The organism is Shewanella sp. ISTPL2, assembly GCF_013283205.1.
In the GTDB taxonomy this organism is placed as follows: Bacteria; Pseudomonadota; Gammaproteobacteria; order Enterobacterales; family Shewanellaceae; genus Shewanella; species Shewanella oncorhynchi.
Map to the genome: position 1 here is coordinate 3,926,342 of NZ_JAAPAV010000001.1, position 12,433 is coordinate 3,938,774.

Consider the following 12,433-nt stretch of genomic DNA (forward strand, 5'->3'; position numbering starts at 1 on the left):
TGCTCATTGTCAAATTTGCTATCGCTTCCGAAGGATGCGTCCCTGCACCTGCGAAAGCTAGCTTGCCATCCATGGCAAGACTCACGCAATTTGTCTATTCGCCCTGCGGCAACTCCGAGGGGATGGTGTATCCTTTTGCCGTTAAAGTGAGTTTCAGCTGTAGTTTCATAGAAATTTGTAGTTGCCATTTAAGATTTTAGGTGAGCCGAATATTTCTATGAACCATTTTTTGTAGATATTACTTTAATAGAGTAGGTCTGTAGTTAAAATCGTTAGCAGAGGTCAAAATGGATTGCATATTTAAAGCTCGTGAGCATGTGGATAATGCTTGGCTTATAGCAGAAAAATTAGGAGTACTAGCTACAGATAAAAATAAATTTATTAGCTCCATGTTATACACCTCTATGAATCACTGTGATGCTATACAAGTGTTAGTTCAGCAGCAAAATCTAGCGTCTTCTTCAGCCTTGCTAAGACCACTCTTTGAAAATACTTTTCGTGCGGTTTGGTTGCGTAACTGTGCTTCAGAAGAGCAAAGCCTAAAAGTAATGAATTCAAAAGATGGGTGGCCATCGCCTTGGAATGCTATTCAGTTAATTGAGGCTCAATCTGATAACCCCAAATTACTATCTAAGCTTTGGGAAATTATGAGAGAAAATATGCATGATTTTACTCATGGAGGTCGTGAGCTAGCTCATCGGCAAATAGGTGGAAATATTATTACATCCAATATTAGCTATTCAGAAGTTTTTGAATTGATGAAAATAGTCGTCTTATTCTCCTCTTATGTACTTTCTCAGTTGATTGAGTTATCCGAAGATAAAGATGCACTTTTACTTTTAGAAGATCTACTTGATAACCAACCATTTTGAGATCGTTAGGCTGTAAATATTTCATCGCACCATAATGAAACTTAACTTTTAAAGTTAAAAAAGATGGGACTGGCAGATCTCTTTTGGGATTAATGGTTAACACTACAACTACAGGAGTTCACCTTCCCCTGCGAAGTTGCCGCGGGGCGTTGGAATAAATTGCGTGAGCCTCGCCATGGATGGCGAGCTAGCTTTCGTAGGTACATGGACGTTGCCTTCGGAAGCGATAGCAATTTATCCATAAGACCAAGGCCAGTAATCAATGCATGTAACTTCGCTAGGGTGAGTGCTGCGTAGCAGCGTTTCGAACGAGAGCTAGGGATGGCGAACTGGCAGTTAGACATGGAGGTTGTTCGTCAAGGGAGCATCCAAGGAGGATAGGACGAGCAGTCCTCCTTGGTCGGGTGTGGGGTGAAGCCCCACGACGTTGATTTTGATTTAAAAATCCAAACGAAGTTTGGAAATGGGGTATGCGTGAGCCATCAATGATGATCAATGGCTCTTTTGAGAGGTTACTCTTCTGGAACAGTAAATGCGGCTTCGACTTTTTCTAACTCTTGCTCGGTTTTAAGCTGAAACGCTTGCTGCTTTTTAAGTTTGGCTTCTTCTTCAAGTGCGGCTTCTCTTTGTTTAAATTCGTGTCTCTCTGGTTTAGTCAGAAACTTAAACGCGAGCTTGTTGCCCAGTACGTAGGCGACGACGTCTTCGCCTTTTGTGCGGCGTTCATCGACGCGTTGTGAAAAACGGGCGTTATCGCGGGCTTTACGTTCTTCGGCATTTAACTTACTCATAATCTGTTCTCCTCATTTAGTTAATCACGGTAGTGTTCCACTACGCTCAGTTAAACAAATGAGTTGTGTTGCACATTCATAAAGCTGATTGGGCGGGATTCTACCATAAGCGCTCACGAAAGCTGTGGGATTAAAATCTACCATCCCATCACCAGCGTTAACTTTGCGCACATAAGAAAGATGCGGCTAGAGTCTCTTTTAAGATAAACCATGAACACCGAAGTGACAGGCATTCACCTATTCCTGCGAACTGGCCGTTAGACAAGGACCTTGTCGGCAGGGGAGAACCAAGAGGGGATTGCAGGTGATTCTCTTTAGGTCGGCTATTGATTTGACCTTTGGTTTAGAAATTCAAACGAAGTTTCAAACTAGACTTTCTTAGTGGCGTAACGTAAATGCCGTAGCTGTATCGTTGCAAACACTAGCGTTGCAAACTGTGCCAAGGCTTGCGTAAAAGCCGAAACAACATTGGTATTCAAAGGCAACTCTCAGTAAACTTTCGCTCCCATGTTTTGATCCGGTGCTGTGATGATCTTTCCCGAGCTTTCTTCTTCCCCCGAGTCGTTAACTTTTGCTGAGCTTGGCTTAAATTCGGCGTTACTTAAGGCCTTGCCTGCAAGTCTTAAACATCCGACAAAGGTGCAGCAACTCACGATTCCGGCCATTCTTGCAGGACGGGATTTGTTAGCCTTAGCACAAACTGGTAGCGGGAAAACCTTAGCTTTTGGTTTGCCACTCCTACAACAAATTTTGTTGCAACAGCAAACACAGTTGCAGGGCGCTAAGTCTGTACAGCCTCCAAATGCACTGGCGTTAGTGCTGGTGCCTACACGGGAATTAGCGCTGCAAGTGACTGAGGCGCTGCAAACAGTGGCGAGTCAGTTATCGACTTCGTTGAACATTCAGCTTCTGTGTGGTGGAGTCGCGCTGGAAGACCAATTAGCCGAACTTGCAGCCAAGCCGCAGGTGTTAGTGGCAACCCCAGGACGTTTACTGGACTTATGTAAACAGGCCCACGTCAGCCTCGATTCGATAAAACATCTTGTGCTGGATGAGGCTGACCGCCTGTTGGAAATGGGGTTTTGGCCCGATGTGCAAAAGCTGATGGCGTTTATGCCTAAGCTTAAGCAAATCTTGTTGTTTTCTGCCACCTTGCCCGAGGCTTTGGATACATTGGCGGGCAAGCTACTGGTGAATAAGCCGCTACGGGTCGAAGCTCACAAGGTGAATTCAGTGGCTGGTGAAATCGAAGAGCAGCTCTATTTAGTCAACAAGGGCAGCAAAGCACAGGCATTGATTGCTCTGTTAAAACAGTATCAATGGCCGCAGGTGTTGGTGTTTATCAGCGCCCGCGATGATGCCGATGCCGTCGCTAAACGGCTCGCTAAAGCGGGGATGAAAGTTGCCGCGCTGCACGGTGAAAAAGAGCAAACCGTTCGCAGCCAAACCTTGGCCGACTTTAAAGCCAATCGTATCCAAGTATTAGTGGCGACAGATTTGATGGCGCGCGGCATTCATGTTGATGCCTTGCCTGTCGTCATCAATTTGGATTTGCCCATGAGTGCGCCTGTATACGTGCACCGCATTGGCCGCACCGCCCGCGCTGGCGAAAAAGGGCTGGCGATTTCCCTCGTGTGCCACGGTGAAATGGCGACCTTAACGGCGATCCGCAGTTTAACCGCGCGGGAGTTACCGCTGGCATTATTGGCTGACTTTCCTGTAACGGATAAGCCGAGTGAAAAAATCACTGATGACGCCACTGAGGGCAAAGTTGAGCGTAAGCGACCACCGCGTGATAAACAGGCGAATCGCCGTAGCATCAATAAGCACAGCGCTAAAGAGTTTAAAGGTAAGCGCTGAGTTTGAAGCTATTCATAGCGTTCAAGCTTGGCGTGCCTCAATCACTAAACTGATAACAGAATAAAGCGCATTGGCCGCTGTTATCACTTTCGCTCTGGGTGTAACTTAGTGACTTATTTACATTAAGGAGCTAAGTCATGGGATCGACATTGGCGTTAAGCAAAGCACTTCATAAAGTGGTGAATAACGGTTTAACGACTGAGCACTTTGTTCTTAGGCCATTCCAGCGAGCGGATCTTGAGGCTTTTACCGCCTATCGAGCCGACCCTAAGGTCGCTAAATATCAAAGCTGGACGGATTACAGCTATAGCGATGCACTCGCGTTGTTCGAGAAGATGGATTATGCACAATTTGGTGCGGTTGATACTTGGTTTCAGCTTGCGATTGTTACTGGCGCGTTGGGAACAAGACCGACCCAATTAGTTGGCGATCTGGCGCTGCACTTTATTGATGAGCAGCAGGTGGAAATTGGCTTTACGATTGCGCCTGAACATCAAGGTAAACATGTTGCTTTTGAGGCCGTCAGCGCATTGCTGGATTACCTCTTTATTGAATTGCATAAGCATAGAGTTATTGCCATCACCGATGCACAAAATCTTGCCTGCTGTCGCTTACTCGAAAAACTCCGCTTTAGGCGCGAAGCCCATTATGTGAAAAACATCTTCTTTAAAGGCGCGTGGGGCGATGAGTTCGTCTATGCCTTGTTAAAGGAGGAGTATTAATTCCCTTTAGGTGCAAAGTATCGCTAACGCGCGCCGCCAGTGTTTCTCTATTTGGCTTATCTTGTCTATCTCAGTAAAATCTTTCCATTAGTTGAGCCCGTGTTGGCTCAAAGATCTTCACGCCCGTCATGGGATTTAAGGAGTGCCACATGAAATCAATGCGTTTAGGCTTAGTGGGGATGGCGGTCGCGCTCGGATTATCGGCCTGTGCGACCACGCAATCGCCAACGGGGCGAGGGCAGACCTTGTTGTATTCAGCGGCGCAAATGCAGCAGATGGGCGATTCCTCCTTCGAGGAAATGAAAAAACAGCAAAAAGTGAGTAGTGATAAAAAGCTGACGCAATACGTCAATTGTGTCGCTAATCGTATTACTGCAGTGCTGCCGGACCAAACCCAGCGCTGGGATGTGGTTTTGTTTGACTCAGAACAAGTCAACGCTTTTGCTCTGCCGGGTGGGCATATTGGGGTTTATACCGGATTGCTAAAGGTTGCTAAGGGGCCAGATCAGCTTGCCACTGTGCTCGGTCACGAAGTCGCGCATGTGTTGGCGCAACATGGTAACGAGCAGGTTTCCCGTGGGCAGCTAACGGGCGTTGGAATGCAGATTGCCGATGCGGCGCTAGGGGCGAGTGGTGTGTCGAATCGCGACTTATATATGTCGGCGTTAGGACTCGGTGCTCAGGTGGGGGTTATTCTGCCTTTTGGTCGCGCCCAAGAGAGCGAAGCCGATATCATGGGCGTAGAGTTAATGGCTCGAGCGGGTTTCAATCCGGCTCAGAGTGTTGAGTTATGGCAGAATATGTCGAAGGTGGGCGGTAGCCAAGGGCCGGAGTTATTATCGACCCATCCATCGAACAGTAATCGCATTGCTCAGCTACAACAATTGCAAGCACAGATGCAGCCACTTTATGCCAGTGCTAAAGCGCATGTGAAGAATCAATGTGTGGCGCCGAAATAAGCTGAAGTCTATTTAAGATCTAAGTGCCCGTTTGGTGAGTGTTCGCTGTCGTTTGCGCAGAGATACGTATCCTTAACCTATTTATGCTTTTGGATAAATACGCAATAAGTGTGTAAAAAAGCCTCCTTAGTTAAATAAGCAGTCAGTTTATCAGCATAGCTCGCTGAACTATGGTAAACTGGCGCGCAAAATTCCACTGATAATTGAGAGTCGTTAATTATGTCTGATAAATTCAGTACTGTTGAACAGCAAGCAAGCTACGGTGTAGGCCGTCAAATGGGTGAGCAACTGGCCGCCAATTCTTTTGATGGCGTGGATATTCCAGCCGTTCAAGCGGGTTTAGCCGATGCGTTTGCCGGTTTAGAAAGTGCTGTGTCTATGCAAGATCTGCAAGTTGCTTTCACTGAAATTAGCGGTCGTATTCAAGCTGCTCAAGAGCAAGCTGCTGCTGCTGCGTCTGCTGAAGGCGATGCCTTCTTAGCTGAAAATGCTAAGCGTGATGGCGTGACTGTGACTGACTCTGGTCTGCAGTTCGAAGTATTAGTCCAAGGTGACGGTGCTACTCCAACTTACGAAGATACTGTTCGTACTCACTACCATGGTTCTTTCATCAATGGTGATGTGTTCGACAGCTCTGTAGTTCGTGGCCAACCTGCTGAGTTCCCCGTTTCTGGCGTTATCGCTGGCTGGACTGAAGCACTGCAACTGATGCCAGTAGGCACTAAGTTGAAATTATTTGTGCCACATCACTTAGCTTACGGTGAGCGCGGCGCGGGGGCATCGATTCCTCCTTATTCAACTTTGGTATTCGAAGTTGAATTATTAGATATCATCTAATATTGAAAAAACGCCTAAGCCTGTCTTAGGCGTTTTCTTATGGAATACAAAGAAAGATTGAGGAGATTGAAATGAGTGGACAAGTGAGAGTGGCAATCGTCGGTGCCGGTGGTCGTATGGGACGCACTCTTATTGAAGCGGCCTACAATCACGACCATATTTTACTGGGTGCCGCCATTGAGCGTGCAGGCTCAAGTTTAGTGGGTGTGGATGCGGGTGAGTTAGCTGGTGTGGGTAAATTAAACGTCATGATCATGGATTCGCTCGATTATGCGACCGATGATTTTGATGTGTTGATCGATTTCACCGCGCCAGACGCCAGTATTGTCCATTTAGATTGGTGTGTTCGCCATAAGAAAGCAATGGTGATTGGCACAACCGGTTTCAATCATGCTCAAAAAGAACAGATCAATGCCTTTGCCGAGCAAACGCCGGTCGTGATGGCGCCGAATATGTCTGTGGGTGTCAATTTGATGTGGAAATTACTCGAACTGGCTGCCGAAGTCATGGGTGATTACACGGATATCGAAATTATCGAAGGCCACCACAGACACAAAAAAGATGCGCCGTCGGGCACAGCCCTGAAAATGGGTGAAGTGATTGCTAAGACTTTAGGTCGCGATCTTGAAAAATGTGCCGTATATGGCCGTGAAGGGATCACGGGTGAACGTGACCGTGAAACTATCGGTTTTGCGACTATTCGTGCTGGTGATTTAGTTGGTGAACACACGGCTATGTTTGCCGATATCGGTGAGCGTTTAGAGATCACCCATAAAGCTTCGAGTCGTATGACCTTTGCTAATGGTGCTATGCGTGCCGCTCACTGGCTCGTGGAGCAAAAGCCGGGCTTGTATGATATGCAGCAGGTTTTAGGTTTGCATTAATATTAAAAACGCCGATATGGCGTTTTTTTTTGCACCCAGTTACCAGTGGGTGGACGGTTTCGCGTTTTTACTGTAAACTCGCTGGAATTTGTCAAAATTTCGTAAATTAGCGGAAATTGGTATCTTAACATAACATAAAAACATTATATTTCAGTGGCTTGGCTCTTTATGGAGGTCGCGTTGACAAAGTCTGCCTTACTCGTACTCGAAGATGGAACTGTATTCTCTGGCACAGCAATTGGTGCCGATGGTCTCTCTGTTGGTGAAGTTGTTTTTAACACTTCCATGACAGGATACCAAGAAATTTTAACTGATCCATCCTACTCACGCCAGATTGTAACATTAACCTACCCACACATAGGCAACACTGGTACCAATGATGAAGATATTGAATCCGATGGGGTTCACGCTTGTGGTCTTATCATTCGTGATCTTCCGCTCATCGCAAGTAGTTTCCGTAATCAACAAAGCTTAAGTGATTATCTCAAAGCGAACAATGTCGTTGGCATAGCAGATATCGATACCCGCAAGTTAACTCGTATTCTCCGTGAAAAAGGTGCTCAAGCCGGTTGTATTATGGCAGGTGCAGACTTAGACGAAGCAAAAGCGCTCGCCGCTGCCAAAGCTTTCCCCGGTTTAAAAGGCATGGATCTCGCTAAAGAAGTCACGACTAAAACTGCCTATCCATGGCGTAAAGGTAGCTGGCGTTTAGTGGGCGGCTTACCAGAAGATACGCCAGCAAATGAGCTTAAATACAAAGTAGTAGCCTACGACTACGGCGTTAAGCAAAACATTCTGCGCATGTTAGTGGACCGCGGTTGTGACGTCACCGTAGTGCCTGCTAAAACTTCAGCTGCCGAAGTGTTAGCGATGAATCCCGATGGTGTGTTCCTTTCGAACGGCCCTGGCGATCCAGAGCCATGCGATTACGCGATTGAAGCGATTCAACAAATTCTGAAAACCGACACGCCGATTTTCGGTATTTGTTTAGGTCATCAGCTACTCGCGCTGGCCTCAGGTGCAAAAACTTTGAAGATGAAGTTTGGTCACCACGGTGCAAACCACCCAGTGAGCAATATCGAGAAAGGTAACGTGATGATCACCAGCCAAAACCACGGTTTTGCTGCCGATGAAACGACCTTACCCGCCAACATTAAGGTGACGCATAAGTCGCTGTTTGATGGTTCACTCCAAGGTATCCATCTGACGGACAAGCCCGCGTTCAGCTTCCAAGGTCACCCTGAAGCGAGCCCTGGCCCGAACGATGCCGCCCCGCTGTTCGATCACTTTATCGAGCTAATCGACATATACCGTCAGAACGCCAAGTAGTACGCTAGCTAGGAGAAGAGAGAAGCAATGCCAAAACGTACAGATATAAAGAGTATTCTTATCCTAGGCGCCGGCCCAATCGTGATTGGTCAGGCATGTGAATTTGACTATTCTGGCGCACAAGCGTGTAAAGCGCTGCGTGAAGAAGGCTACCGTGTCATTCTGGTGAACTCTAACCCTGCCACCATTATGACTGATCCAGAAATGGCCGATGCCACTTATATCGAGCCGATTCACTGGGAAGTGGTCCGTAACATTATTGCTAAAGAACGCCCAGATGCGATTCTGCCAACCATGGGCGGCCAAACCGCACTGAACTGCGCATTAGAACTTGAAGCCAAAGGCGTACTGAAAGAATTTAACGTCGAGATGATTGGCGCGACTGCCGATGCTATCGATAAAGCTGAAGACCGTAGCCGCTTTGATAAAGCGATGAAAAGTATTGGTCTTGATTGTCCACGCGCGGGCATTGCCCACAATATGGACGAAGCTTATGGCGTACTTGATCAAGTGGGTTTCCCTTGTATTATCCGCCCATCCTTTACTATGGGTGGCTCGGGTGGCGGTATCGCTTACAACAGGGAAGAGTTCGAAGAGATCTGTTCACAGGGCTTAGAGTTATCGCCAACGAGTGAACTGCTGATCGACGAATCACTGATCGGTTGGAAAGAATACGAGATGGAAGTGGTCCGCGATCGCAACGATAACTGCATTATCGTCTGCGCCATCGAAAACTTCGATCCTATGGGCGTGCACACGGGCGACTCTATTACAGTTGCACCCGCGCAAACCCTGACTGATAAAGAATACCAAATCATGCGTAACGCCTCTATGGCCGTACTGCGTGAGATTGGTGTTGAGACCGGCGGTTCGAACGTACAGTTTGGTATCAACCCGAAAGATGGCCGTATGGTTATCATCGAGATGAACCCACGGGTATCGCGCTCTTCAGCATTAGCATCAAAAGCAACGGGTTTCCCGATTGCTAAAATCGCTGCTAAGTTAGCGGTTGGTTTCACTCTTGATGAGCTGATGAACGACATCACTGGCGGTCGCACGCCAGCGTCATTCGAGCCTGCTATCGATTACGTTGTGACTAAAGTGCCACGCTTTAACTTTGAAAAGTTTGCCGGCGCCAATGATCGCTTAACCACACAGATGAAGTCTGTGGGTGAAGTGATGGCGATTGGGCGTACTTTCCAAGAGTCACTGCAAAAAGCCTTACGTGGTTTAGAGGTTAGTCGTAACGGTCTCGATCCTGTCACAGATATGTCTAAACCTGAGGCTATGTCGCGTATTCGCCACGAGCTGAAAGAGCCTGGTTGCGACCGTATTTGGTACATAGCCGATGCGATGCGTGCGGGGCTGAGCTTAGATGAAATCTTTAAACTGACCAATATCGACCCTTGGTTCCTCGTGCAAATCGAAGAGCTGGTTCAGCTCGAAGGTGTTGTTGCTGAAGCGGGTCTGGCGGGTCTGGATATCGACTTACTGCGTAAGCTGAAACGTAAAGGTTTTGCCGATGCGCGTCTGGCCGATGTATTAGGCGTGAACGAAGCCGAAGTGCGTAAGCTGCGTGATAAGTTCGACCTGCACCCAGTCTATAAGCGTGTGGATACCTGTGCGGCTGAGTTTGCAACAGACACGGCTTACATGTACTCAACGTATGAAGAAGAATGTGAAGCTAATCCATCGACCCGTGACAAAATCATGGTGTTAGGTGGCGGGCCAAACCGTATCGGTCAAGGTATTGAGTTCGATTATTGCTGTGTGCACGCGGCGTTAGCGCTACGTGAAGACGGCTATGAAACCATCATGGTGAACTGTAACCCTGAAACCGTTTCAACCGACTACGACACTTCAGACCGTCTGTACTTCGAACCCGTCACACTGGAAGACGTATTAGAAATCGTCCGTATCGAGAAGCCAAAGGGCGTTATCGTGCAGTACGGTGGTCAAACGCCATTGAAATTGGCCCGTGCCTTAGAAGCTGCTGGCGTACCTGTAATTGGTACTAGCCCAGATGCCATCGACCGCGCCGAAGACCGTGAGCGTTTCCAGCAAGCTATTCAACGCTTAGAGATGAAGCAGCCTGAAAATGATACCGTGACTACGGTTGAAGGTGCTGTGATTGCCGCTGAGCGTATCGGTTATCCGCTTGTTGTGCGTCCATCCTATGTACTGGGCGGCCGCGCGATGGAAATCGTTTACGACAAGCAAGATTTGCTGCGTTACTTCAACGAAGCCGTGAGCGTATCGAACGCGTCGCCAGTATTGCTCGATCGTTTCTTAGATGATGCGATTGAAGTGGATATCGATGCAGTATGTGACGGTGAAATCGTGGTGATTGGCGCGATTATGGAGCATATCGAACAAGCGGGGGTTCACTCAGGTGACTCAGGTTGTTCGCTGCCGCCATACACGCTAAGCCAAGAAATCCAAGATCGCATGCGCGTTCAAGTCGGCAAGTTGGCGATGGAACTCGGTGTTGTCGGTCTGATGAACGTACAGTTCGCCGTGAAAGATAATGAAATCTATATGATTGAAGTTAACCCACGTGCTGCCCGTACTGTGCCATTCGTGTCCAAAGCGACCGGTGTGCCTTTAGCTAAGATTGCCGCGCGTGTGATGGCGGGTCAAAGCTTAACGTCGCAAAACTTCACTAAAGAAGTGATCCCACCTTTCTACTCAGTGAAAGAAGTGGTGTTGCCCTTTAATAAGTTCCCAGGTGTTGACCCACTGTTAGGCCCAGAAATGCGCTCTACCGGTGAAGTCATGGGCGTGGGCGATACGTTCGCCGAAGCCTATGCTAAGGCGCAGTTAGGTGCCACTTCTGAGGTGCCTAAGTCGGGCCGTGCATTATTGTCTGTGCGTAACAGCGATAAGAAACGCGTTGCCGATTTAGCGGCTAAGTTAATTGAGCTCGGTTATCAAATCGATGCGACTCATGGTACTGCGGTTATCCTAGGCGAAGCGGGTATCAACCCACGTTTAGTGAACAAGGTACACGAAGGGCGTCCACACATTCTCGATCGCATCAAGAATGGTGAATACACTTATATCGTGAACACTACCGAAGGTCGCCAAGCGATTGAAGATTCTCGTCAATTGCGCCGCGGTGCACTGCGTTACAAAGTTAACTACACGACGACCATGAATGCTGCATTCGCCACTTGTATGGCCCATGCCGCCGATGACCGTACTAACGTGACTTCAGTACAAGAACTGCATCTGCGCGTATTGGCTAAATAAGCCACAGCCTTAATGTCGTTAATTAGAGGGCCGCATAACTTAGGTTATGCGGCCTTATTATTTAGGCCTGTATCTGTTCTATTGAATTATTGGGTCTATTTTATTTAGCTTGTTTTATTGAGTTGTTCAGCTTGTTTGAGTATGACTTAACTCATTTTATTGCCCATTTAGGTAGCCTGAAAACTATGTCTGCATCTGCCAATAGCCTTGCCAAAGCTGATACTTTTATTGCGCCGCCTTGCCTCGGGCAAATACGCGTACTCTATCAAGATAACGATATTCTACTGATTGATAAGCCGAGCGGATTATTGAGTCTGTCAGGGAAGAATCCGCTGAATCTCGACTCGGTGCATTATCGTTTAGTGCAGGATTTTCCGACGGCCACTTTGCTGCACAGGCTCGATTTTGGCACTTCCGGTATCATGCTGGTGGCGCTGAATAAAAGCGTGAATGGTTTGCTGACAAAACAGTTTCAGGCGCGCACGGTTGAAAAGCGTTATACCGCCTTGCTCCACGGGCATTTAGCCGCTGACAGCGGGGTGATTAATCTGCCGATCGCTAAAGATAGTGACCATTTTCCACTACAAAAGATTTGCCATAGCACAGGCAAAGTTGCGATCAGTGAATATCAGGTGCTGGAACGATTAACCGATCCTTTCGCCACGCGGGTCGAATTTATCCCTGTTTCTGGCCGAACCCATCAACTGCGGATCCACAGTCAGCAATTGGGCCACTCAATTTTAGGGTGCGATCTCTACGGCGGCGTGGGTGAGTGCGTGACTGATAAGACTGATGCAGATGAAGCTGATATCACTAATACGACGAGCAGCAGATTAATGCTGCATGCGACCTGCTTAGCGTTTAATCATCCTATCACGGGTGAGCGTATTGACTGGGTTTGTGAGTGTCCTTTCTAAGTGCTTTCTT

The 12,433-nt window shown here is 47.7% G+C and carries 10 protein-coding genes; 9 read left to right on the forward strand and 1 reads right to left on the reverse strand.

Annotation, left to right across the window (positions count from 1 at the left end; genetic code table 11):
- Positions 1-287 precede the first annotated feature (287 nt).
- On the forward strand, positions 288-872 hold the full coding sequence (locus tag HUB64_RS17275) for a DUF5677 domain-containing protein (RefSeq protein ID WP_173497473.1): 585 nt from the start codon (positions 288-290) through the stop codon (positions 870-872).
- A 512-nt stretch (positions 873-1,384) separates the two neighbouring features.
- Here the strand turns inward: HUB64_RS17275 and HUB64_RS17280 are convergent.
- Entirely contained in the window at positions 1,385-1,663 is a 279-nt protein-coding gene (locus tag HUB64_RS17280) for a hypothetical protein (RefSeq protein WP_028759454.1), read from the reverse strand.
- A gap of 528 nt (positions 1,664-2,191) precedes the next feature.
- On the opposite strand from HUB64_RS17280, the gene HUB64_RS17285 reads away from it, so the two are divergent.
- The 8 genes from HUB64_RS17285 to HUB64_RS17320 all read left to right on the forward strand — a co-directional run bounded on the left by HUB64_RS17285 (position 2,192) and on the right by HUB64_RS17320 (position 12,423).
- Positions 2,192-3,523 (forward strand): DEAD/DEAH box helicase, encoded by a 1,332-nt coding sequence (locus HUB64_RS17285; protein ID WP_173497474.1) that lies wholly within the window; start codon positions 2,192-2,194, stop codon positions 3,521-3,523.
- Between the two features lie 137 nt (positions 3,524-3,660).
- Positions 3,661-4,245 carry a GNAT family N-acetyltransferase gene (locus HUB64_RS17290; RefSeq protein WP_173497475.1) on the forward strand — a complete coding sequence of 195 codons (585 nt, stop codon included), beginning with the start codon at positions 3,661-3,663 and terminating at the stop codon, positions 4,243-4,245.
- Between the two features lie 149 nt (positions 4,246-4,394).
- Complete coding sequence (locus HUB64_RS17295; RefSeq protein ID WP_173497476.1) at positions 4,395-5,204, forward strand: M48 family metallopeptidase; 810 nt, start codon at positions 4,395-4,397, stop codon at positions 5,202-5,204.
- Between the two features lie 219 nt (positions 5,205-5,423).
- Positions 5,424-6,041: an FKBP-type peptidyl-prolyl cis-trans isomerase gene (locus HUB64_RS17300; RefSeq protein WP_006083907.1), complete on the forward strand. Its 618-nt coding sequence runs from the start codon at positions 5,424-5,426 to the stop codon at positions 6,039-6,041.
- Positions 6,042-6,112: 71 nt separating this feature from the next.
- Positions 6,113-6,925: a 4-hydroxy-tetrahydrodipicolinate reductase gene (gene dapB, locus HUB64_RS17305; protein WP_105251661.1), complete on the forward strand. Its 813-nt coding sequence runs from the start codon at positions 6,113-6,115 to the stop codon at positions 6,923-6,925.
- A 168-nt stretch (positions 6,926-7,093) separates the two neighbouring features.
- Positions 7,094-8,254 (forward strand): glutamine-hydrolyzing carbamoyl-phosphate synthase small subunit, encoded by a 1,161-nt coding sequence (gene carA, locus HUB64_RS17310; RefSeq protein WP_113941188.1) that lies wholly within the window; start codon positions 7,094-7,096, stop codon positions 8,252-8,254.
- Positions 8,255-8,281: 27 nt separating this feature from the next.
- Positions 8,282-11,506, forward strand: a complete 3,225-nt coding sequence (gene carB, locus HUB64_RS17315; protein WP_105251663.1) for a carbamoyl-phosphate synthase large subunit — start codon at positions 8,282-8,284, stop codon at positions 11,504-11,506.
- A 185-nt stretch (positions 11,507-11,691) separates the two neighbouring features.
- Positions 11,692-12,423 carry an RluA family pseudouridine synthase gene (locus HUB64_RS17320; protein WP_173497477.1) on the forward strand — a complete coding sequence of 244 codons (732 nt, stop codon included), beginning with the start codon at positions 11,692-11,694 and terminating at the stop codon, positions 12,421-12,423.
- Positions 12,424-12,433: the final 10 nt, after the last annotated feature.

Coding starts and splice junctions, on each gene's coding strand:
- HUB64_RS17275 (WP_173497473.1), top strand. CDS start 288: ATGGATTGCATATTTAAAGCTCGTGAGCATGTGGATAATGCTTGGCTT.
- HUB64_RS17280 (WP_028759454.1), bottom strand. CDS start 1,663: ATGAGTAAGTTAAATGCCGAAGAACGTAAAGCCCGCGATAACGCCCGT.
- HUB64_RS17285 (WP_173497474.1), top strand. CDS start 2,192: ATGATCTTTCCCGAGCTTTCTTCTTCCCCCGAGTCGTTAACTTTTGCT.
- HUB64_RS17290 (WP_173497475.1), top strand. CDS start 3,661: ATGGGATCGACATTGGCGTTAAGCAAAGCACTTCATAAAGTGGTGAAT.
- HUB64_RS17295 (WP_173497476.1), top strand. CDS start 4,395: ATGAAATCAATGCGTTTAGGCTTAGTGGGGATGGCGGTCGCGCTCGGA.
- HUB64_RS17300 (WP_006083907.1), top strand. CDS start 5,424: ATGTCTGATAAATTCAGTACTGTTGAACAGCAAGCAAGCTACGGTGTA.
- dapB (WP_105251661.1), top strand. CDS start 6,113: ATGAGTGGACAAGTGAGAGTGGCAATCGTCGGTGCCGGTGGTCGTATG.
- carA (WP_113941188.1), top strand. CDS start 7,094: ATGGAGGTCGCGTTGACAAAGTCTGCCTTACTCGTACTCGAAGATGGA.
- carB (WP_105251663.1), top strand. CDS start 8,282: ATGCCAAAACGTACAGATATAAAGAGTATTCTTATCCTAGGCGCCGGC.
- HUB64_RS17320 (WP_173497477.1), top strand. CDS start 11,692: ATGTCTGCATCTGCCAATAGCCTTGCCAAAGCTGATACTTTTATTGCG.